Source organism: Klebsiella sp. JN_Kp126 (assembly GCF_033843325.1).
Classification (GTDB): Bacteria; Pseudomonadota; Gammaproteobacteria; order Enterobacterales; family Enterobacteriaceae; genus Klebsiella; species Klebsiella michiganensis.
In genome coordinates this window covers 35,098-57,222 of record NZ_JAWXQV010000080.1, presented here as the reverse complement: position 1 = coordinate 57,222, position 22,125 = coordinate 35,098, and the positions used below count along the sequence as shown (strand labels likewise).

The 22,125-nt window shown below is 55.3% G+C and carries 20 protein-coding genes and 2 pseudogenes; 10 read left to right on the top strand and 12 right to left on the bottom strand.

Annotated features, from left to right (window positions below):
* Positions 1–37: 37 nt before the first annotated feature.
* Positions 38–913 (bottom strand): LysR family transcriptional regulator, encoded by an 876-nt coding sequence (locus SIK97_RS19415; protein WP_032749290.1) that lies wholly within the window; start codon positions 911–913, stop codon positions 38–40.
* A gap of 120 nt (positions 914–1,033) precedes the next feature.
* On the opposite strand from SIK97_RS19415, the gene gstA reads away from it, so the two are divergent.
* Positions 1,034–1,639 (top strand): glutathione transferase GstA, encoded by a 606-nt coding sequence (gene gstA / locus SIK97_RS19410; protein WP_032749292.1) that lies wholly within the window; start codon positions 1,034–1,036, stop codon positions 1,637–1,639.
* Between the two features lie 164 nt (positions 1,640–1,803).
* On the opposite strand, the gene SIK97_RS19405 is transcribed toward gstA, so the two are convergent.
* On the bottom strand, positions 1,804–2,310 hold the full coding sequence (locus tag SIK97_RS19405; protein WP_170927880.1) for an Lrp/AsnC family transcriptional regulator: 507 nt from the start codon (positions 2,308–2,310) through the stop codon (positions 1,804–1,806).
* An 84-nt stretch (positions 2,311–2,394) separates the two neighbouring features.
* On the opposite strand from SIK97_RS19405, the gene SIK97_RS19400 reads away from it, so the two are divergent.
* Positions 2,395–3,570, top strand: a complete 1,176-nt coding sequence (locus SIK97_RS19400) for an MFS transporter (RefSeq protein ID WP_032749296.1) — start codon at positions 2,395–2,397, stop codon at positions 3,568–3,570.
* Positions 3,571–3,719: 149 nt separating this feature from the next.
* Here the strand turns inward: SIK97_RS19400 and SIK97_RS19395 are convergent, their stop codons facing one another.
* Positions 3,720–4,709: an NAD-dependent epimerase/dehydratase family protein gene (locus tag SIK97_RS19395; RefSeq protein ID WP_032749298.1), complete on the bottom strand. Its 990-nt coding sequence runs from the start codon at positions 4,707–4,709 to the stop codon at positions 3,720–3,722.
* Positions 4,710–4,805: 96 nt separating this feature from the next.
* Between SIK97_RS19395 and SIK97_RS19390 the strand changes: the two genes are divergently transcribed.
* Positions 4,806–5,717: a LysR family transcriptional regulator gene (locus SIK97_RS19390; RefSeq protein WP_032749299.1), complete on the top strand. Its 912-nt coding sequence runs from the start codon at positions 4,806–4,808 to the stop codon at positions 5,715–5,717.
* Between the two features lie 287 nt (positions 5,718–6,004).
* On the opposite strand, the gene SIK97_RS19385 is transcribed toward SIK97_RS19390, so the two are convergent.
* Positions 6,005–6,457 (bottom strand): GNAT family N-acetyltransferase, encoded by a 453-nt coding sequence (locus SIK97_RS19385; protein WP_014229171.1) that lies wholly within the window; start codon positions 6,455–6,457, stop codon positions 6,005–6,007.
* A 310-nt stretch (positions 6,458–6,767) separates the two neighbouring features.
* On the opposite strand from SIK97_RS19385, the gene SIK97_RS19380 reads away from it, so the two are divergent.
* A complete protein-coding gene (locus SIK97_RS19380) occupies positions 6,768–7,748 on the top strand; it encodes a GlxA family transcriptional regulator (protein WP_014229170.1) in 981 nt (326 codons plus the stop codon).
* A 78-nt stretch (positions 7,749–7,826) separates the two neighbouring features.
* Positions 7,827–8,837: a type I glyceraldehyde-3-phosphate dehydrogenase gene (gap, locus tag SIK97_RS19375; RefSeq protein ID WP_032749300.1), complete on the top strand. Its 1,011-nt coding sequence runs from the start codon at positions 7,827–7,829 to the stop codon at positions 8,835–8,837.
* A gap of 291 nt (positions 8,838–9,128) precedes the next feature.
* Here gap and SIK97_RS19370 read toward each other — a convergent pair whose 3' ends face one another.
* Both SIK97_RS19370 and SIK97_RS19365 read right to left on the bottom strand, forming a co-directional pair.
* Positions 9,129–10,100 (bottom strand): hypothetical protein, encoded by a 972-nt coding sequence (locus SIK97_RS19370; RefSeq protein ID WP_032749301.1) that lies wholly within the window; start codon positions 10,098–10,100, stop codon positions 9,129–9,131.
* Positions 10,101–10,720: 620 nt separating this feature from the next.
* The gene (locus SIK97_RS19365) at positions 10,721–11,488 is read right to left on the bottom strand and encodes an arylamine N-acetyltransferase family protein (protein WP_032749302.1); all 768 of its coding nucleotides are present in this window, start codon (positions 11,486–11,488) and stop codon (positions 10,721–10,723) included.
* A 38-nt stretch (positions 11,489–11,526) separates the two neighbouring features.
* Here SIK97_RS19365 and SIK97_RS19360 point away from each other — a divergent pair, with 38 nt between their 5' ends.
* A complete protein-coding gene (locus tag SIK97_RS19360) occupies positions 11,527–13,023 on the top strand; it encodes a PLP-dependent aminotransferase family protein (protein ID WP_032749303.1) in 1,497 nt (498 codons plus the stop codon).
* A 69-nt stretch (positions 13,024–13,092) separates the two neighbouring features.
* Here SIK97_RS19360 and SIK97_RS19355 read toward each other — a convergent pair.
* The 3 genes and pseudogenes from SIK97_RS19355 to SIK97_RS19345 all read right to left on the bottom strand — a co-directional run.
* Positions 13,093–13,209 (bottom strand): annotated as a pseudogene (locus SIK97_RS19355) (RNA polymerase sigma factor); the annotation flags it as partial.
* Between the two features lie 61 nt (positions 13,210–13,270).
* Entirely contained in the window at positions 13,271–13,819 is a 549-nt protein-coding gene (locus SIK97_RS19350) for a tetratricopeptide repeat protein (protein ID WP_014838337.1), read from the bottom strand.
* Between the two features lie 110 nt (positions 13,820–13,929).
* Positions 13,930–14,076: pseudogene (locus SIK97_RS19345) on the bottom strand (cytochrome b); the annotation flags it as partial.
* 267 nt (positions 14,077–14,343) lie between these two features.
* Here SIK97_RS19345 and SIK97_RS19340 point away from each other — a divergent pair.
* The 3 genes from SIK97_RS19340 (at position 14,344) to SIK97_RS19330 (ending at position 16,099) form a co-directional block, all read left to right on the top strand.
* Entirely contained in the window at positions 14,344–14,754 is a 411-nt protein-coding gene (locus tag SIK97_RS19340) for a DUF4440 domain-containing protein (RefSeq protein WP_305955822.1), read from the top strand.
* Positions 14,751–15,371, top strand: coding sequence for a histidine phosphatase family protein (locus SIK97_RS19335; RefSeq protein WP_032749305.1), 621 nt, complete (start codon positions 14,751–14,753; stop codon positions 15,369–15,371). Before SIK97_RS19340 ends, SIK97_RS19335 begins: the two co-directional genes overlap by 4 nt.
* 248 nt (positions 15,372–15,619) lie before the next feature.
* Positions 15,620–16,099, top strand: coding sequence for an RrF2 family transcriptional regulator (locus SIK97_RS19330; RefSeq protein ID WP_004121015.1), 480 nt, complete (start codon positions 15,620–15,622; stop codon positions 16,097–16,099).
* Positions 16,100–16,162: 63 nt separating this feature from the next.
* On the opposite strand, the gene oqxB is transcribed toward SIK97_RS19330, so the two are convergent.
* Together oqxB and SIK97_RS19320 are read right to left on the bottom strand one after the other, a co-directional pair.
* Positions 16,163–19,315, bottom strand: a complete 3,153-nt coding sequence (gene oqxB, locus SIK97_RS19325; protein ID WP_057173856.1) for a multidrug efflux RND transporter permease subunit OqxB — start codon at positions 19,313–19,315, stop codon at positions 16,163–16,165.
* Between the two features lie 24 nt (positions 19,316–19,339).
* Positions 19,340–20,515 (bottom strand): efflux RND transporter periplasmic adaptor subunit, encoded by a 1,176-nt coding sequence (locus SIK97_RS19320; RefSeq protein ID WP_049078947.1) that lies wholly within the window; start codon positions 20,513–20,515, stop codon positions 19,340–19,342.
* A 336-nt stretch (positions 20,516–20,851) separates the two neighbouring features.
* Here SIK97_RS19320 and SIK97_RS19315 point away from each other — a divergent pair, with 336 nt between their 5' ends.
* Positions 20,852–21,226 carry a helix-turn-helix domain-containing protein gene (locus tag SIK97_RS19315; protein WP_004850429.1) on the top strand — a complete coding sequence of 125 codons (375 nt, stop codon included), beginning with the start codon at positions 20,852–20,854 and terminating at the stop codon, positions 21,224–21,226.
* A 74-nt stretch (positions 21,227–21,300) separates the two neighbouring features.
* Here SIK97_RS19315 and SIK97_RS19310 read toward each other — a convergent pair whose 3' ends face one another.
* Positions 21,301–22,095, bottom strand: coding sequence for an AraC family transcriptional regulator (locus tag SIK97_RS19310; RefSeq protein ID WP_009653008.1), 795 nt, complete (start codon positions 22,093–22,095; stop codon positions 21,301–21,303).
* Between the last annotated feature and the right edge of the window lie 30 nt (positions 22,096–22,125).

The window sequence follows — 22,125 nt, the reverse complement described above, 5'->3', positions numbered from 1 at the left end:
CACTTATCGCTGACGATCCGGTTCGCCGCGTGCCCGCTCATCCTCGTTTACGTAGCGCGTTAAGTAGCGCCTGCGTTGCGCCGGAAGACGTTCCGGATGACGAACAGACCAGCCGAAACTCACGGTGTATAGCAGGCGTCACTGGCACCACGCACAGATTGCGCAACGCCTCTGGAAGGGCTGATTCAGGCACAATGGCGACGCCCATCCCTTCCGCGACCAGCTTACAGGCGCTAATCCAGTCGCGTACCGTCACGCGTATATCAACAAGTTGCAGACCCGCCTTTTCCACCAGGCTTTTGCCATTAACGGCGCATCCGCCTGTCGCCAGAATAAAGGGCTGGTCTGCCAGCGCCTTTAGCGTTATGCCACACGTCCTGGCATGATGTGCCAGCCGATGAGTGGCTGGCAGTACCGCTACCCATGCATCCTGCCCTAATACAACGTCAGCACGGCCGGGTTCGGGATTCATGACTACCCCCAGTTCAACGGTATCAGCGGCCAGCCACTCCTCGACCTCCTCGTCCGAGCCTTCCAGGATGACGACGTCAATACCCGGATACAGGCGCTTAAAGTCCCGCAGCAGTCCAGGCAACAAGGTGGACGTCACTGATGGAAAGCTGGCCAGGCGAATGCGCCCGCGATTTAAACCCCGGCTCTCATCGGCCAGTTCGCGGATGGCATTCAGCTGCGAAAGCATGTTTCTTGCATGTTCAACAACCTGCCCGCCCAGCGCGGTCACGCCGATATATCGTCGCTCACGTATAAATACCGAAAATCCCAGTGAAGACTCTAGCTGGGCGATTGCCTGGCTGGCGCCGGACTGAGTCATTCCTATCTCCTCTGCGGCGCGCGAGATGTTGCCGGCATCCGCCACGGCCACCAGTAAGCGCCAATGTAAAAGGTTCATCATGATTATCAGTAGCTCAGCTAATAGTTGTTTTCTTTATCATTAATTTTACAGCGCATTCCGCGTCAAATACAGTGAGTTCAGGACGTCCCCCGACCGCTTTTCACCTTTAACGGAGACAAAATGAAACTCTATTACGCCCCGGATACCTGTTCGTTATCGCCGCACATTGTGCTGCGCGAACTGCAACTTGAGTTTGAACTGGTTAGAGTCAACAACAGAAGCAAGATCACCGCTGATGGTCGCGACTTCCGCGCCATTAATCCTAAAGGTTATGTCGCGGCCCTTGAGCTCGATGATGGTCAGATACTCACTGAGGGCCCGGCCATCGTGCAGTACCTCGCCGATCTAAAACCAGAGCACGGCCTGGCGCCCCGCGCTGGCAGCTGGGCTCGGGTGCGTCTGCAGGAATGGCTTAACTTTATCACCAGTGAAATACATGCTGGCTCGGCACCGTTGTTCAATCCCGCGCTGCCCGAAGAGGTCAGAGCGATTTTTCGTGAGAAGCTGTTCCGACAGTTCGATTTCCTTCAGGAGACTCTCAACGAACAAACCTATCTGACTGGCCCATCCTTCAGCGTGGCTGATGCCTACCTTTTCACTGTGCTGGGCTGGTGTAAATTCTTCTCAATCTCACTGGAGCGCTGGCCTGCGCTATTGGCGTACAGGGAAACGATCAATGCCCGTCCTGCGGTACAGGCCGCATTACTGGCCGAGGCGTCGCTTTAAGGTTGGTAATCGCTGATTGCGGGACACCGCTTTTGAGTATCTGCAAAATAGAAAGTCCGCTCCTCGTCCATGGCGGATTGCGCGTCCGATGGCCGTCTGCTGCGTGCCAAAAGCGGACATTTATTTGTAAAAGAACTGAGTTATCTTTGACAAGCCTGCTCTTATCAAGCTGAATCAGGTGAAGGGCCACGTTCCAGGAACGTAGAAAGCGCGATATAGCTGCGCACAGAGCGTACACCCTCAAGGCTCTGAATCTCCATCAGGAAATTTTCCAGCGATTCGGTATCGGCGGCCCGCACTTTGATAAAGACGCAGCCGTCACCGGCGACGGTATGTAATTCTTCCACTTCCTTGCGGTTGGTGAACTGCAAAAGGGCACGTGTCGCATGATAGCTGCTGGTATCGATAACAAGGAACGTTAAAAGGGTCCGTCCCAGTTTGCAGCCATCCAGTACCGCCACGGTACCCTTGATTACCCCATCACGCTTCAGTCGTTTTACGCGATCGTGAACTGCGGGGGCCGATAAATTCACAATCTCGCTCAACTCCGTATAGCTGCGGCCTGCGTCATCCGCTAAGGCACCTAATATTTTTCGGTCAATGGCGTCCAGTTCCGCTGGTTTATGCCTTGTCTGCCGAATACCATCTTTTTCTTTATCAAATGTACTCATATGGCTTCTCATTCTGAATGAAAATATGAATATACTTTATTCCACCTAATATTATTAAGCCACAAAACAGATAATGGAGTTGCAATGCCTATCGCACTTTTCGCCCTTGCTGTCGGAGCATTCGGTATCGGTCTGACTGAATTTGTCATTGCCGGAATTCTCCCGCAAATTGCCGCAGAATTTAGTGTCAGTATTCCTAAAGCGGGATTGATGGCGACTTCCTACGCGCTTGGCGTCTTTGTCGGCGCACCGCTGTTAACCGTGCTGGGCGCAAGAGTTCCTCGTAAGGCTATGCTGATCGCGTTAGCGGGAATTTTTACTCTGGGCAATGTTATTACAGCACTTGCGCCGACGATGGCGGTAGCGGTTGTGGGTCGTATTATCACCTCATTTAATCACGGAGCGTTTTTCGGTATAGGTTCAATTATTGCTGCATCGCTGGTCGCGCCCGGTCGTCAGGCAAGTGCCATCGCCTTTATGTTTTCGGGGCTGACATTAGCCAATCTTCTCGGCGTGCCTGCCGGGACGTGGCTTGCTCAGACATTTAGCTGGAGACTGGTATTCTGGGTAATTGCTGGTATCGGTCTGCTGACAATGGCAAGCGTAGCCATACTGGTTCCACACATTGCGAAAGGTAAGCCTATTGCTTTACGTAACGAGCTTCGGGCCTTTGTTGATCCGCAGGTGCTGCTGGTCATGGGGATTACTATTTTCGGCCCGGCAGCCTTTTTCACGTCTATCACCTATATTGCGCCGATGATGGTTCAAGAGGCCGGTTTCTCCGAAGGCGGCGTGGCGGGGTTAATGGTGTTGTTTGGTCTCGGACTTGCCGTTGGCAACTGGATTGGCGGACGATTTGCCGATCGCTCCTTGTTTGGCACGCTTTTCGTCACCCTCGCGGCTCAGGGGCTAGTACTACTGGTATTTTGGGTGGGAGTCGAACATCAGTGGATTGCCGGAATTTCAGTATTCCTGATGGCGGCATTCGGCTTTGCGACAGTATCGCCTATTCAGAAGTTGGTAATGGAACGGGCAAGCCAGGCGGGTGCCCCCACGATGGCAGCATCGGTCAATATTGGCATGTTTAATCTGGGAAATGCGCTGGGCGCATGGGCTGGCGGGGTAACTATTGCCGCAGGGTTTGGTCTGGCCTCACCGAACTGGGCGGGCGCTATTCTGTCCTTTATTGCTCTGGGCTTAGCTTATCTTGCCTGGCTCAGTGCTCGTAAAGGATATGTATTAAATGCTGATTCTTACTGATTGAATAATCAAAGACTATTGCTTATCTGTATTAACGACATGTATTGCGGACATCTGTTTAAACTGGACGATGTCCGCTTTTCGCTCATAGCGGACCTTCAGCCCAATTAGCCTGTCCGCTTCATGCCAGATGCAACCCTGGAGCGTCTCTATATTGTTATACGAGGCATCTCGGTACGATCAATGCAGCCCAGGCCCTGTAATGTCGCATGGACAGCTTCATCAAGAGGGGTGTGAGGCTCGGCACCTAAAAAATTCACCAGTTTCGTATTGTCCAGGCGAACCGGCTGGCGCCACAGGTACCGCATCTCCAGAAGTTCGCGTAAGGTTGCGTTGAAAGGTGCTGCCAGGGACATCAACCACCACGGAAATGATTGTATTTTGGCCATGCCGCCATAGCGTGCCGCTGTGCGTTGAATCGCGCTGACCATTTCGCTGCCGTCGGCATCCCAATGACCTTGCATATGAAAACGTGCAAAGGGCTCAAGCTCCTCGCGTCGTGCCAGCAGCGCAGCTATCGTTTCCGCGACATCAGGTAAGTAAGCCCACTGGTGACCGGTTGCAAACGAAGCTGGATTGGTAATGACGCCAGGCAGCTTGCCGGGCTTAATCAGACCTTGAGAAAACCAGTTATTACCGGCGCGTGGACCAAAAAAATCCCCCGCGCGGACGATCAATACCCGCCCGCCACGCTGTGAATAGGCCGCCAGTTCTTTCTCCATTTGTACCCTGATCGCTCCCTTCCTGGTGACCGGCGTCTGCTGAGCGTCTTCCCGTAATAGCGGAAAAGCGTCAGGACCATAGTTGTAAACGGTGCCGGGAAGCACGATCAAGGCGCCGGTTCGTTCTGCTGCGCCAATCGTGTTGCGCAGCATAGGCAGCACCAGATGCTTCCAGTTTCTGTAGCCGGGCGGATTGACGGCGTGAACGATCGCGCTACAGTCTGCTGCCGCAGCGGCGACCTGCTCCGGGTCGAGAGCGTCGCCCCCTACCCACTGGATGTCACCACGTCGTTCACTGCCATGAAGTCCTCGTTTTAGTGCACGAACGTCCCATTTGTTCTGAATGAGCCGGCGCGCCGTTTCACCACCGATTCCGCCGGTTGCGCCAAGTATCAGGACTTTACCTCGGGTTTCCATATTGTCTGCCTCTTTGCTGATTTGACCTTGACAGCGTACGTACAGGCAGAGCTAAATGGAATTGCATATCTTTATAGGGCAGCTATACAAATTTGTATGAATACATCTATCCCATGGGAGTGGTACCGAACATTTCTGGCTGTGCTCAGGGAAGGCTCGCTTTCCGGCGCATCACGCAGGCTTTCGATTACGCAGCCTACGGCGGGACGGCATATCGCTGCGCTCGAGTCCGCTCTGGGCCAGGTGTTGTTCACGCGGTCGCAGACGGGCTTGCTGGCGACTGAAACGGCGCTGGCGCTGAGGGTGCATGCCGAAGCGATGGAGAGCACCGCGAATACGCTAGCGCGCACAGCCTCCAACTTTAGTCATAACAGCGCGTCCATTCATGGCGTCGTCCGCGTCTCCGCGAGTGACGTTATCGGCGTTGAAGTTCTGCCGCCGCTTATTGCCAGGCTCAGGGAGTCTCACCCACAAATAACGATTGAATTAGTTCTGTCGAACCGGGTTCAGGATTTACTGCACAGGGAAGCCGATATTGCTGTACGCATGACCACGCCAGTACAGGAACAGCTTATTGCGCGTCGCGTTGGCCGCATTGAACTCGGTCTCCACGCATCGACGTCCTATCTTGCACGACATGGCACGCCTGAAAATAGCGAAGATCTGCTGAAACATGCGCTGATTGGCTTTGATCAGGATACGCCTTTCATCCGTAAGGCCCTGGAAAAATTCCCTCAGCTAAGCCGGAATGCATTTTCCATGCGCACCGACAGCGACGTGGCTCAGCTGAATCTTATTCGCGCCGGGGCCGGCATTGGCATATGCCAGGTGCAGTTGGCCAATGGCTCTGTTCCACTGCAGAGATTACTGCCGAATTTCTTTTCTTTCTATCTTGATACCTGGATCGTCATGCACGAAGACCTGCGCAATAGTCTGTGCTGCAAATTGGTTTTCGATGTTCTGGCAAAGGGATTAGAGGAATATATCAGCCAGAAACAGGCACAGTGAATCGCCATGGAGAAATGGTCCCTTTAAAGTGCCTGTATACTCCGCGCGTTTTCTCCGGGAGGAATCCCGCTCCTCGGTCATGCCGGCCTCTACGCCCTCCTCCGGCAGCTCCGCGTCGATGCAGAAACCGCGATGACCATGGTTCTGCATGAGCGCAACACACGATCCTGCGCATTATCATTATCTGTCTTTACTCTCACAGCCTTAACGCTATAGCTAAATGGGCATTGGTGGAGTTTGGTAGACAGCGTTGTGCCTGGAGCGGAAAGCGGGTCCAATTAATACAATCAGCGCAATGCTTTTGAGAAACACACGGCTTCTGTCCTACCGACATAGGGGCCGTAATTTTCAATACGAATATATCCATTTTTCTCGTAGAAATTTACTGCCCGATGGTTGATGTGTCGGGTTTCCAGTCTGAGTTCGCTATATCCCATATCTTTTGCAGATGTTTCCAGAAAAGTGAGTAAAGCTCCCCCAACTCCAGGCACGCTTCGGTCTGAAAACATTCTTTTAAGCTCGGCTATATTTTGCGTTATCGGCCGAATAGCGCCGCATCCTATTGCTTCGCCATGAGTATTCTTTGCCAATACCCATAAGGCTTTGTCATCATTCATTGCTTCAACGGTGAAATTGCTTTTGCCACTATCCCCCGTAATAGCGGCAAGTTCAGCTGATAGCATTTCGATTAAGCGATGGGATTCTGAAGAAAATGGATCGGATTTCTCTACAGTTATCATGGTCGTATCCTATAAATGAGAGTAACCAGCATAAAGTATCCTGCCTCAGAAAGCATGAACCGAAACTGATGCTGGAAGAGTATCCTTTCCCAAACTATCCCGGGGATGTTATGTCTGCTATTAGCTCATAGCAGACATTCGGTACTATTTTTCCAGTCCAGTTTGTGCGAGACCATCCTCATCAGGCAACCCCATCCCGTCGACGTCACGCCATCAGCGAGCGAGACGAGAGCGTCGCTGCGGTGGCAAAAATTTCCCCTTCCCCGTCTGTTCTGTTGACTTATTCTGTAAAAAGATTACTTTTCAGGACATGAAGAAGATACTTATTATTGTCCCGGATGGCGGCATGCTTTTTGAATCCGCCGGTATTGCCGACATTCTGATGCAGGCCAACCGTCTGCACCCGGAAGGCGCCGGGGAGCTTTGCTACCAGGTCCAGCTAGCGACCACCCAGCCGCATCAGGTGATCCATGGTCAGTCCGGTTTAAATCTGCTGGCCGATCATCGCCTTCATGAGATAGACCCTCGCGAGCCGCTCGATACCATCATGATTACCGGCAGAGGTCAAAACCCGCAGGAAGGGGTTGCGGTGGTTGACTGGCTGCGCCTTGCGGCTCCCCATGCCCGCCGCATTGCCTCCATATGCGGCGGAGCCCTGCTGCTGGCGCAAACCGGGCTGCTGGACGGCAGGCGAGCCACTACCCACTGGAAGCTACTGGATACCCTGCAGGCGGAATTTCCCCAGGTACGCGTCGAAGGCGGTCCGCTCTACATTCAGGACGAACACATCTGGACCTCTGGCGGGGTCAGTTCCGGCTTCGACCTCACCCTGGCGCTGGTTGAAGAGGACTACGGCTTCAGCCTGGCGCGCGATATTGCCCAGGATTTCGTCATGTACCTGCGTCGTCCCGGCGGCCAGCTGCAGTTTAGCCGCTACAACCTTCAGCAGACCAGCACCCTGGGCCCCATTAACGATCTGCTGGCGTGGTTGCTCGCAAACCTCACCGCCGATCTCAGCGTGGATAAACTGGCGGAAAGGGTCGCCATGAGTCCAAGGAATTTCACCCGCGTATTTACCCGAGAAACCGGTGCTTCGCCGGCGCGCTACGTCGCCGAAGCCCGTCTGGCCGCCGCGCGGCAGCGTCTGGAGCAAACTAACGAGACGCTGGATCGTATCGCCGAACAAACGGGATTTGGCAGCAGCATTAACCTGCGACGGCTGTTTGAAAAACAGCTTCACCTCACACCCGGGGAATATCGCCAGCGATTTCACTGTCGCAAAATGGCGTAAAGTGATCCTTTTTTGTCATTTACGCCAAAGCCTGCCCGGCCTACTCTGACGCCAGAGACAATGGATAAGGAGTTAATCATGGTAAAGGTCGGTATTAACGGTTTTGGCCGTATTGGACGCAACGTACTGCGCGCTGCACTGGGCAATTCGGATATTCAGATTGTGGCGATCAACGATTTGACGGACAGCAAAACGCTGGCGCATCTGCTGAAATACGATTCGCTGCTCGGTAAGCTCGAGGCGGACGTTACCGCCGGTGAAGGGCAGCTTGTGGTTGACGGTAAACCCATAACCGTATTCAGCGAACGCGACCCGGCCAATATCCCGTGGCATCAGCGTGAAGTCGATATCGTCATTGAAGCCACCGGATTCTTCACCGATCGCGACAAGGCGGCGGTGCATATCCACCGCGGTGGCGCAAAGCGCGTGATTATCTCCGCCCCCGGCAAAAACGATGATTTAACCATCGTGATGGGCGTTAACGATAGCCTCTACTCCCCGGATAAACACTACGTGGTCAGCAACGGTAGCTGCACCACCAACGGTCTGGCGCCTGCCGCCCAGGTTCTGCACCAGCATTTCGGTATTAAGCACGGCTTAATGAACACCACCCACGCCTACACCAACAGCCAGGCCCTGCACGATCAGCCGGAAAAAGATCTGCGCGGCGCTCGCGCCGCTGCGCTGTCGATAGTGCCTTACTCCAGCGGCGCAGCGAAGGCGCTGGGCAAAGTTATTCCTGAGCTGGATGGCCGCTTAACGGGATACTCGCTGCGCGTCCCGGTACCGGTAGTGTCTATTGTCGACCTGACCGTGACGCTGGCGCGAGAGGTGACGGCCGAAGAGGTGAACAATGCCTTTCGTGAAGCCGCCGCCGCGGGGCCGCTAAAAGGGATTCTCGGCTATAGCGATGAACCGCTCGTCTCCAGCGACTACCAGGGTGACCCGCGCTCGTCGATTATCGACGGTCTGTCAACGCTGGTGATTGGCGGCAATATGGTTAAAATTCTGGCGTGGTACGACAATGAATGGGGATTCTCTAACCGCCTCGTTGACCTGGCGCTAATGATGGCAAGGCGTGAGCGTTAATTCACTGCGGGTGTTATTGATAGTTGACATCACTCTGTCGCGGAGAGATTCCCTGGTGACGCGCAGCAGGCTCCTCTGAGCGCCTGATAAAAAGCATAAATGCCCTCGAAGGGCATTTATGCTTTAGCGGTAATGTGCGAGGGTCAGTATTTACTTAACCACTATTCCTGCGGGGCCGGAAAATAGTCAGTGCACAAATAGCGCGATTAAAATAATGATAGGAATTGGCACACCCAGAAAGAAAAGCAATATTGAACGCATAGGTTCCTCCCGTATAATGAGTATTAGACGTTATAAATCACGCTGACGGCCGCCATAGGTGGCACAGAGACTGGCAACAAAAGCGCCAATTAACAGAGAAATAAATGACCACAGAGTGACGTAGCTGGTGGTTTTTCTGGCGGCGTCTGCGGCCTGCTGCGCTTTATCTTTTGCCTCTTTCAAATTAGCCTGGGCTTTATCATAAACCGCCTGTACCCGCTGCTCGGCCTCTTGCTGACTGATGCCGGTATTCTGAGAAACCAGCTGCGCCACATAGGTCAGATCATCCTGGGGAAGCGCGCCAGAATAAATACTGTTAGCAAAAATGCCCGTCACCTCGGCTAATTGAGCGGGTGACTCCGCCTTTGGCGGCGCCGGCTGATTCATGGCCATAACATCATTGCCCGATGCGTTGCTGTTACCTGCCGGAGTGGAGCCGCTAGCCCTGAACAGCGAGCGGGTAAAATATTCCATCGATGACTTCGATAACATCGATGATCCCTCCCCCGCGTTATTCACGGCGGTTGCCGTCGCGCCCCCGGCAACGGAACCAATGACTTTTGCGCTGCCGCCGATGAGTGAACTGATGGTGGTGGTTAAAAGGACGGCTGATACCAGCAGCGCCACCGCCCATGTCAGAAAGCCATGCGCCGTATCGCGGAAATAGATTTCATTGGTATGCGTATCAACCCATTTAGTCCGAAGCCGTCCGGCCAGATATCCCCCCATTCCTGACGCCACAATTTGGGTAAACGTCAGCCAGGCGATGGCGGCAATACCGACGGTACCCGCCGCAAAACCTTGATTTTCCCAGGGAGAGATTGAGGTGAGGCCTAATCCGGCGCCAAGCATGAGCAGCATAAGCGCCAGCGAGGCGGCAGCGGCGGCGCCTGCAAATATCGCCCCCCATGAAACCGCGCTCGCGCTGTTTACAGCAGCCGCAGGCAAGTGCCTGGCCGCTTCCTGACTGCTTATATTGGTAGAGTCGTAGATATTCGTCATTTACGTTGTCCTTTGAAATAACTCAATTAGCCCGGTGTCGTTTTACACAAACGTCCAGAGCAGGAATTTACCTGCCAGACCCAGGGCAATATCGAGCGGGATAATTATCGTCAGCAGCCATCACTCGCTGCTTAAATTTTGGGCATTCGACACAGAGCCAATTATCTAAATTAATACGAACGAGCAGTGTATGAATTTAATCAACAATTTGATTTTAGTAGATGATTTTATTTTAACCATTTTTTATCGCCAAAAATATTGCCGTATAGCTGTAACTACTTGTTAGCAATGAATTTCCAGGCGCAGGCGATTGTGTGGCGAAAATATGTACTGCGGATAGCGGTTAGCCAGCTCAGATAGAATTATCTTATTTTTGTAGTGGTAATTAACTGAATAGCCTTGTTTATTAAAAGTGGCTTTAGTTTTTTATTTGCATTATCTGCTATTTCATATACCCGCCGGCAACGTAAATAATCGCCTGCTGCTGATGTCGCAGCAGATGAACAGATTGAGAGAGGCACGGGGAAGCGGTCACTCCCGCCTCATGGCGATCGCGATGGCTCCCCCGGCATCCCTGCTTCGTGCCCGTTCCGCCTGGACTCATTGGCCCTTTTGATTAATTAGCGGGCAGACAACGCAAAGCGCTGCTCAAGTACATGCGCAATCTCATCGTCTTCCAGCCGCTGCTTTTCTACCCGATCCGCGGTAATGCTCTTGAGCATATTGCCCAGCAGAATAAAGCGCCCCTCGGGCTGATGCTGTATAACCAGCAGCTTTTGTACAAAGACCGCGTCGGGGTGCGTGGAGTTAAGGAAATTGGCCGGAGCAAAATCAATCCATTCCTGAGGTGACAGGTCAAAACCGTATTGGTTGGCCCAGCTTCCCTCAACTTTTGCCTGCAGCAGATAGTCGCCGTGCGCATCGCGGCTAAGCCGGAACGTATCGAAATCCTGGATAATGTCCGTATCAAGTTCATCCAGGGCCAGCGGCGCGCGAATACCGTAGCTCCCAAAGCCAAGGTCGCAAAGCCACTGACGGCCCTCGACTTCCGCGACGACCGCCATATGGGTTTTAGGCCGGCGCGCGGGATAGAACATGGGCCGCGCCGCGACAAACCGCCAGGCAATGCCCAGCGCTTCCAGCGCCATGGTAAACAGCCCGTTGAGTTCATAGCAGTAGCCGCCCCGTCTCTGCCGTAAGAGCTTGTTGGCAATATCATCGGGCTCCATCGACACGATTTTACCTGCCTGTACGTCCAGATTTTCGAAGGGGATGGCAAAGAGCTGGTGACGCATGAGCGCGTGTAGCGTTGCGGTATCCGCTGCCGCAGGCCCGCTATAGCCTATGCGGCGGAAGTAAAGTGAAAGGTCAAAACTGTCGCTGTGCATGTGATTTCCCCGGCTGGTTGGTGTGGAACACACTATAGATGGCGCCCCGCTTCGCCTGTATAGTCAGATTTATCAAAAAGCAGACTATACAGATGACGATGTCCGAAATATCCCCGCCGACGCCCCACTACCGCCGTATAGCCGATATGCTGCGGCTGACGCTTGCTTCAGGCGCGTTACGGGCAGGCGATCGCATTATCTCCGCGCGTAAACTGGCCGAACGCGAGCAGGTCAGCCTCCCCACGGCCCTGGAAGCGCTGCGTTATCTTGAGGCGGAGGGTCTGATTATCGCGCGACCGCGTTCAGGCTATTTTGTCCGCCAGCCAGCCGCCTCAGGAAACGAACAGCGCGCTGCCTCTTTGCCCGGGCCGGTGCCGGTAACTATGTCCGCCATTGCCCGGTCGCTGTTCGGTAGCGCCGAAGCGCGTCTGGTGCCGCTTGGCGCCGCGCTACCCGATCCCGCCTGGCTTCCCGTGGATGCACTACAGCGGGCGCTGCACACCGCCGGTCGTCGGCTTGATGCGCGCGGGCAGAGCTATAGCCTGCCCCCGGGAAGAGCGGATCTGCGCAGAAAGATTGCCGCACGCGCTGCGCAGTGGGGCGCTCTTTTTGGCGCGGATGACCTTATCATTACAGCAGGCGCAACCCAGGCGCTACGTCTGGCGCTCCGCGCGGTATGCCAGCCGGGCGATGCGGTGGCGATTGAGCAGCCCGCCTACTTCGGCACGCTTCTGCTGCTGGAAGATCTGGGTCTGAAGGCGTTACAGATCCCCACAGACCCGATTGAAGGCTTATTGTTGGCGCCCCTTGAAGACGCTATCCAGCGCCACCGCCCTGCGGCCGTGCTTGCCTCACCCACGGTGCAAAATCCGCTGGGTGCCAGCATGCCCGTGGTGCGCAAACAGGCGCTGGTGGCGCTGCTCGCCGATAAGGGCATCCCGCTCATTGAGGACGATGTGTATGGCGATCTGGCCGGTGGCGCGCAGCGTCCGCCCGCGTGTAAAGCCTTCGACAGGGACGGAAATGTGATTTATTGCAGTTCGCTGTCGAAAACCCTGGCGCCGGGCTGGCGAATTGGCTGGATTGCTGCCGGACGCTATCACTCCGCGGTATTGCAGGCCCGCATGGCCGGAGAATGGGCAGGCGCGCCGCTGATTGAAGCCGCGGCAAACGAGATCCTCGCCAGCGGCGATTACGACAGGCACCTGCGGCATCTAAAGCTGCGGATTGCGGAAGGTATGCGCGCTATCATCACCCGAGTTGAAGCCTGCTTCCCACCGGGCACGCGCGTCGCGGCTCCGGAAGCCGGCTTTTTGATTTGGGTTCAACTCCCCTCCAGGATAGATGCGCTGGAGGTACATCGTCGCGCACTCGCCCTGGGCATTGGCGTCAGTCCGGGGCCGCTGTTTTCCCCGGGCGCGGCGGAACTGCAAAACTACCTGCGCCTGAACGGTGCGAATGAACCCACCCCCGCACTTTTGCATGCCGTAGAACAGCTCGGTATCGTATGCCACGAATTGGCCAGAGGACATTGACAGCGGCTATTGCCCGGGGCCGGTCAATTGGAGATAAAACCAGGATAGGGTAACCAATCGGGACGGGCAACGTGTCGGCCGCCTCCTCGGGGTGAACCGCGCGCTTTTTTCAAGCGCGCGGGCACAGGCAGACTGAACCAGCTCTTCGACAACCAGAACCAGCCCATAGCGCCACAGGCGTGTCAGATGTGCAGCAAGATGCTGACGGACGCCGCTGGTCGTAATTTTTTTATCCTCATACTCTTATTCAGGACTCAGGATGACCGTCGATCGCTGCCTGAAGATCCCGGTACTCCTCGCAGCTATGGCCGCACAGCGTGGCGATAGTTTTCAATTGCTCTTTTGCCAGGTCAGGACGGCCTTTCGCCAGCCATGCTTCACCAAGGTATTCACGTACTTTGGCATAGGTCGGATCGAGCGCGATTGAACGCTGATAGTAGCCGATGCCCTCATCGGTACGGCCCAGCTTACGCGTGGCATAGCCCCGGTAATTCCAGGCTTCCGCGGTATCGCCATTTTTCAGGGTGTTGAGCAGGTCCAGGGCCGCCTGGTACTCCCCTTTTTTGGCCAGATGATAGGCATAACGCGTTTTATCTTCATCGCTGAGCTGGCTTGTTTTTTCAGGGACGCACTGTTTTTTCGTGCTGTCATACACCTGACCGCTGGGGCAGTCCGGCGTTTTGCTATTGGTACTATTGTCACCTGCGGCCAAAACCGGCGTGGTCAGCAGAGCAAACACCACGGGCAGCAGCAGACGTTGATTAATGGCGGAATGTAAAAACGACAACGTGTTCATAGTGAACTCCGGGTTAACGAAAGAACGGCAAGGCAGCATACGACGCGGTATGCTGTCCCGTAGCAGATAGTGAGGGAAAAGCGCGCAGCAAATATGACCGGCCCGCCGCTTTTTTTCAGGGGCGTTCCCCGCTCCAGCGGCTCCCGGATATGTGCGCTTGCAAACAGGAAAATGACATTGGCTGCGGTGACCCAATGCCGTGCCAAGGTAAAACTATCGCGGCACTGTTGTGTTAGCGGTTGCGTTGTTGCAGTCATAAATGATGACTCCATCAGTACGTTGATGATGAGTTAACGCCACAACCTTTTAATCTATTCGATAAAAAATACGTTTTTTCGTTTTTTATCGCCGGGCTCAGGTACGATCCTTCTTCGCGCCCTCGTATGAGTATATATCCCCGTTTATTCCTTCACATTTCTGGCGACGCAGCGAAGAGGAGTATGTGGTCACCAAATATCAGTGATAGCCGGGAGCGGGTGTTGCTTTCCAGCGATTATTGCCCTAAGAGTGAATGACCGAAGGTTATGAGGACAAACACTATGCCCCTGGAGACGCTTAAAGTACTCGAATGTTCTCTTCATGGCGACAAGCGCAAAGAGCGGGAATGGCTTGAGCAGATACTTCATGAGGAATTTAGAGAAATAACACGATCGGGTGTACTAGTTGATCGTGCAGGAACAATAGAGGCACTTTCTACTGAAGAAAATATTCCGCCCCTTCTCAGTTGCGATTTCAGACTTATCAGCGTTAGAGATAATTTCGCAATATTACATTACAGGACTTTTTATCAAGATGGCAGCTGTGCCTCTCTTCGTTCCTCATGCTGGGAAATGTCAGAGAATGGCCAATGGAAAATGGTATTCCATCAGGGTACTCCGGCGTCAAATGGCAAGAAGCGGACACTATCGTTGGATAACGGATCTCAAATACGATGAAAGTGATATGGGTGAGGCACGCAGAAACCGAGTGGAATCATAGAGGGATTATTCAGGGGCATCGCGACAGCTTCGTAACCCACCGCGGTATGCAAGAAACAGCGGCGTTACTGACAGCGCTGACGAAAGAGGCATATCCGATAGAATGTGTTTACAGCTCCCCGCTTGGGCGCGCCTTGCACATGGGGCTGAAGCTGTCTGAAGGTCTTGGCTGCCCGTTAAAAGTTGAAGAATCTCTTAAGGAACAGTCGTTTGGTTGCTTTGAAGGGATATCTTTTGAGCACTTCAGGCGAGACAATCCGCGTGATGCAGATGCGTTGCTCGCCCTTGATGCAGCCTATTGTCCCCCGGAGGGAGAGTCGTTAGCCCAGGCGACTCGACGCGTGATAAATTTCTTACAACACCTGCAAAATACCAATGAACATCAGATCGTCGGTGTTGTTTCTCACGGGCATGTCAGTCAGGGCGTGCTGGCGTTACTTAAAGAGGGGACTCTCGATAACTTCTCTCGCTATGCGCACCCCAATGCGAGTTACTCTGTTTTCGATTTTACGGACGGCAAATGCGCCGCGCTCAGATGGGGGATGGCTACCCATCTCATTCAACTTCAACGATAAACGCCCATTAAGACCCCGGGGGTTCTGTGCGCCCGAGCGGGTATTAAATGCTGATACCTTTTTCATCAGTGCCTCACGCCATGGCGTGAGGCATCGGCTGGCCCCGCTCTCACTCACGCTTTTTTACCTGGCGGGAAAAGCGCAGATTGCTTCAAAAAAATTACCGTATTTGGTATATTGTTGTTTATTGCTTACTCACCTCTGCGGTGCCAAAAAGAACAAGATTCACCGCTACCCAGGATAAGAAAATGTTAGATTACCGCTTCCCGACAGCTTTGCAGATGGTTCTCAGCGTAGCAATGGCGGAGCAGTTGGGTGAACGTTCGACGAGCGCGATTCTGGCCTACGGCCTGGAAGCGAACCCGAGCTTTATCCGCAAACTCATGGTTCCTCTCACGCGTGACGGCATTATTGTCTCAACGCTTGGCCGCAACGGCTCTATTCATCTTGGCCGCCCGGCGGAAGAGATCACCCTGCGCGATATCTACGTCTCCGTTATCGAAGATAAAAAACTGTGGGCGTCGCGCCCTGACGTCCCCGCCCGCTGCGTGGTCAGCGCGAACGCGTGCTGGTACTTCAAATCTATCGCCGATGAAGCGGAGCAGGCTTCGCTACAGGTACTGGCACGCCACACCGTGGCAAGCGCGCTGGAAGAAGTGAAAAAAGCCGATACCAGCGGGTGCGATCCGGTGCCTGAACTTATCGCCAAATATAAAGAAGCCCATTAATTTTCCTTGAGCGCCAAAAAACCGCCTTCACAGTGAAGGCGGTTTTTTGTTATCTGCCGCACCCTACGCCGGCGAAACGTCCTCAGCAGGTTTACCGCGCGTCACGAATTTACGCAGCGTCACGTAAAACACCGGGGTCAGGAACAGACCAAACAGCGTCACCCCCAGCATCCCGGAGAACACCGTGATCCCGGTAACGCCGCGCACTTCCGCGCCCGCGCCGTGACCGAGGATCAGCGGGATGGTCCCGGCAATAAAGGCGATAGAGGTCATCACAATCGGGCGTAAACGCAGGCGACACGCCTCCAGCGCCGCTTCCATGATCCCTTTCCCCTGGATTTCCAGCTCGCGGGCAAACTCCACGATCAGAATCGCGTTTTTACAGGCCAGCCCCATCAGCACCACCAGCCCCACCTGTACGAACACGTTGTTATCGCCGCCGGTCAGCCAGACGCCAAACAGCGCGGAGAGCATCGTCATCGGCACGATAAGAATCACCGCCAGCGGCAGCGTCCAGCTTTCATACAGCGCCGCCAGCACCAGGAACGCCAGCAGCACCGCCACCGGGAAGACGATCAGCGCCGTATTGCCCTGCGTGGCCTGCTGGAAGCTCAGATCCGTCCATTCGATATTCATCCCGTTCGGCAATATCTGGCCGGACATCTTCTCCAGCTGCGTCATCGCCTGCGAGGAAGAGAGTACGCGCGGATCGGCATCGCCAATCAAATCCGCCGCCGGATAGCCATTGTAGCGAATCACCGGGTCCGGCCCGTAGGTGGTGCTGATATTCACCATACTGCCGATTGGCACCATTTCGCCCTGATTATTCCGCGTGCGCAAATTGGCAATATCCTCCACGCTTTCGCGGAACGGGCCGTCAGCCTGCGCCATCACGCGCCAGGTCCGCCCGAACTGGTTAAAATCATTGACGTAAGACGATCCCAGATAGGTTTGCAGCGTACCAAACAGATCGGTGAGCGACACGCCCTGCGCTTTCGCCTTATCACGATCGACCTGGACATCCAGCTGCGGCACGTTCGCCTGGTAGGTGGAGATCGGGAAGTGCATCCCCGGCGTCTGCATAATGGTACCGGACATCGCGTTTACCGCGCTTTGCAGCGCACCATAGCCAAGACCTGCCCGGTCCTGAATATAGAGCGAATAGCCGGAACCCTGGCCGAGCCCTAAAATCGGCGGAGGCAAAATAGAGAAGCCAAAGCCCTGCTGGATTTGCGCGATTTTCGCGTTGATCTCAGCGTTAATTTCCGCCGCCGAATGTTTACGCTGGTCGAACGGCTTCAGGCCAAAGAAGACCGTTCCGGTATTCGGCGTATTGGTGAACTGCAGCGCGTTAAGCCCCGGAAACGCGACCGCGTAATCCACGCCTTCGGTATTCATCCCGATTTCGCTCATTTTGCGGATCACCGCATCGGTGCGCGCCAGCGAAGAACCTTCCGGCATTTTCACGCCGCCGATTAAATACAGTTTATCCTGCGTCGGTATAAATCCGCCGGGTACCGCTTTAAACATGACGCCCGCCGCGCAGAGCAGCAGCACATAGACCACAAACACCGCCCCGCGTCGTCCGAGCGTTTTTCCCACCAGCCCCTGATAGCCGTTCGAGCAGCGGTGGAAAAAGCGGTTAAACGGACGGAAAATCCAGCCGAAAAGACGGTCGATAAGCCGGGTCGGGAAGTCTTTCGGCGCGCCGTGCGGTTTTAGCAGCAGCGCGGCCAGCGCCGGAGAGAGCGTCAGCGAGTTGATGGCGGAGATCACCGTGGAGATGGCGATCGTCACCGCAAACTGCTTGTAGAACTGGCCGGTTACGCCCGAGAGAAACGCCATCGGCACAAACACCGCGCACAGCACCAGCGCAATGGCGATAATCGGGCCGGACACCTCACGCATCGCCTGATGCGCCGCGGCGAGCGGAGCCAGCCCTTCCTCGATATTTCGCTCGACGTTTTCCACCACCACGATGGCGTCATCCACCACGATGCCGATGGCCAGCACCAGCCCGAACAAGCTCAGGGTATTCAGCGAGAAGCCCAGCAGGTAGAGAATGCTGAAGGTACCCACCACCGAAACCGGCACCGCGATCAGCGGAATAATCGACGCGCGCCAGGTTTGCAGGAACAGGATCACCACCAGCACAACCAGCACCACCGCTTCCAGCAGCGTTTGCACCACCGCGCGAATGGAATCGCGAACAAATACCGTCGGATCGTAAGGCGCCGCCCATTTCATATCCTGCGGGAAACGCTTCGACAGCTCGTCCATTTTGGCGCGCACCGCGTTAGACAAATCGATGGCGTTCGCCCCCGGCGACTGGAAGATACCAATCCCGACCGCGTCTTTATTGTTCAGCTGGGAACGCAGCGCATAGCTGCCGGAGCCCATTTCGATACGCGCCACGTCGCGCAGGCGGACGACCGTACCGTCCTGCGTTGTTTTCAGGACAATATTGCCAAACTCTTCTTCGGTATGCAGGCGCCCCTGGGCGTTAATGGAGATCAGAAAGTCGCTCTCTTTCGGCAGCGGCTCGGCGCCAAGCTGCCCGGCGGAAACCTGGACGTTCTGCTCCTGCATCGCCGTGACCACATCCGATGCGGTCAACCCGCGCGCCGCCACCTTGTTGGGATCGAGCCAGACGCGCATCGCGTATTCGCCCGAGCCGAAGATCTGAATTTGGCCGACGCCGGGCAGGCGCGCCAGTTCATCCTTCACCTTCAGCGTGGCGTAGTTACGCATGTACAGGGAGTCGTATTTACCGTTTGGCGAAAACAGATGCACCACCAGCGTCAGCGTCGGCGACTGCTTCTGGGTGGTGATCCCCAAACGCCGCACATCTTCCGGCAGACGCGCTTCGGCCTGCGATACCCGGTTTTGCACCTGAACCTGCGCCTGATCGGGATCGGTACCCGGACGGAAGGTTACGGTGGTCACCAGTACGCCGTCAGAACCGGCGACGGATTTCATGTACATCATATTTTCAACGCCGTTGATCGCCTCTTCCAGCGGCGTTGCCACGGTCTCAGCAATCACTTTCGGGTTGGCGCCCGGATACTCCGCGCGCACCTGCACGCTGGGCGGTACGACGTCAGGATATTCGCTCACCGGCAGCAGCGGGATGGAGATTAATCCGGTGATAAAAATCAGAATCGACAGAACGGCGGCAAAAATCGGCCTGTCGATGAAAAAACGGGAAAAGTCCATGGGTTGGATTCTCAGGTCAAGGGATCAGTTGAGGACGGTGCTGGCGGTCATGGCCACGGTTTTCGCGTTAACCGGCATGCCCGGCATAAACACTTTCTGTAGACCATCGACGATGACTCTGTCGCCCGGCTTCAGCCCCTGCTGCACGATGCGCAAACCGTCGGCCAGACGGCCCGGCGTAATATCACGGCGCTGCGCTTTACCCTCTTTATCAACGACATAAACATATTTGCGATCCTGATCGGTCAACACCGCTTTATCATCGATAAGCGTGGCGTTGAATTCCGCGCTGCCCGGCAGGCGGACGCGGGCAAAGAGACCCGGCGTGAACTGACGCTGCGCGTTATCCAGCAGCGCGCGCATCCGGATGGTGCCGGTGCTCGGCGTTAACTGATTATCCAGAAAATCCACTTTGCCCTGATGGGGGTAGCCCTCTTCGCCAACCAGGCCAATCTCAACCGGCAGAGCCAGGTGATTGCTGGACGCGCCCTGCCCGCTGCGGGCGAGATTTTGATAATGGAGGTAGGTCGACTCGTCCACGTCAAAGTAGACGTAAACCGTCTTCTGCGACACCAGCGTGGTGAGCACGCTGGCGCTGTCGCCGGCGGTGACGAGGTTACCGCTGGTGATCAATGCCCGGCTGGCGCGGCCATCGATAGGTGCGGTCACTTTGGTGAAGTCCAGGTTAAGCTGCGCGGCGTCGACTGCCGCCTGGGCGGCTCGAATGTCGGCCTGCGCTTGAGTGGCCGCGGCGCGGCGCTGCTCCCACTCTTCGCGGGAGACCAGGTTGGTATTGACTAATTTATCGGTACGGTTAGCCTCGCTTCGCGCCAGGCTGGCCTGCGTTTTGGCTCGCGCCAGCGTCGCCTGCGCCTGTTCCAGCGCGGCGCGATAGGTTCTGTCATCGATAGTGAACAGCACCTCCCCCTTTTTCACCTCCTGGCCGTCGGTGTAATTCACTTTGTCAATGTAGCCGGAGACGCGGGGTCGCAGCTGGACGCTTTCCACCGCTTCAATCCGACCGTTAAAGCTGTCCCACTGACTAATGGATTTGACGACCACATCAGCGGCGCTGACGGCGGGCGCCTGCGGCGCGGCGTTTTGCGCGACGCCCTCATCGCATCCAACGAGGAGCGCCGAGAGCAGCATCACGCCCGGCACAGTCAGATGAAAGTTACCCCAGTATTTTTGCAGGCTCATTATTTTTATTCCGGTATTGGTAGCCGCCGGGCAAGACGCAGCGGAAGACACCGCGCCACTTCCTTTGTCCGGGCTGGCTTAAGGCCATTTGTGTCGTTCATCGCCACAAAACTGTAACAGTTGCGAATACACTATCGCGGCGATTGTAGGAAGGCGCTTAATTAAGTGCAAGAATAATTGTTGCACTTTATGTGCTATTCCTGGCGCCTAAAAAATGGCGCGTTTCCGGCATGGATTTAAATGCAATAATAAAACTTGCAATTAGTGCATAAACGGGCCACCTTTAAATGCAACAGATAAAGATGCTTTTTTAGACGCTGCGTAGAGGTACATCAGATGAACACTGGCGCATTCATTCACGATTTACTCGACTGGATCGACAACAATCTTGATAGCCGTCTGGATATTGGCACCGTCGCCAGGCGAGCCGGCTATTCGAAATGGCATCTGCAGCGGCTATTTAAGGAGCATACCGGTTATCCTCTCGCCGAGTATATTCGCGCGCAAAAACTACAAAAATCGGTCGAGCGCTTAGCCCACAGCGACGAACCGATTTTGAACGTGGCGATCGCCCTGGGCTTTGACTCCCAGCAGTCCTTCAACCGCAGCTTCAAGCGTCAGTTCGGCCAGGCCCCCGGCGCATGGCGCCGCAGCATCGGCAACCCGGATACGACGGGATTACGCCAGCCGACCCCGCCCTTCTCTGACTAAATTTTGCGCTCGCCGCGGCGCTGTGGCCGCGGCGGATATTAAGCGCCTCACTCCGCATCCAGTCTGCGCGCCGCTCAGGGATCTGCCGTTCTTCGACCGGCAAAGTAGTGCGCGGGGGTGCTCCCCATCGTTTTTCTGAACATGGTGATAAACGCGTTGACCGACTCATACCCCAGATTAGCCGCCACGTTTTGCACCGATACCCCGCTTGCCAGCTCCCGCAGGGCAATAATCAAATGCAGCTGCTGACGCCATCGCCCGAAGGTCAGGCCGGTTTCGCGCAGCATCAGGCGCGCTAATGAGCGCTCGCTGAGCGCCAGCCGTTTCGCCCAAACTTTAAAGGTGCTGCGATCCTCCGGGTGGCTGACCAGCGCATCCGCCATGGCGCGGATCTTAGGATGCGCCGAAACCGGCAGACTCAGCTTCTGCTGCGGCATGGTGGCCAGCTCATCGAGCGTCACTCTGGTCAGCCTGCCGACATGGCTCTCCGCGGCGTAATCGACGTCCGCATTCGTTAAGCGGTCAACTAACGCTTTAATCAGCGGCGAAATAGCCAGCGTGCAGCATTTCTCCGGCAGCGCGGCGGCGCCGGGTTCAATAAACAAATAGTTGAGATGCGCATTCCAGGTCGCTTTGGCGCTGTGCGGGATCCCGCCGGGGATCCACACCGCGCAGTCTGGCGGCACTATCCAGATATCGTTTTCCGCACGACAAATCACCGCCCCATAGAGGGCAACGATCAGTTGTCCCTTGCGGTGGGTATGAACCGGCACTTCTGCCGCGTAATCAACGAAATCAATATGCCGCGCGACGGCAGGGCTCGGCGTGCTATCGGGATCAAACAGGGTATGGGCAAGTCTGGATGGCATCTCATTGGCAACATTTAGGTATTTTTTGAC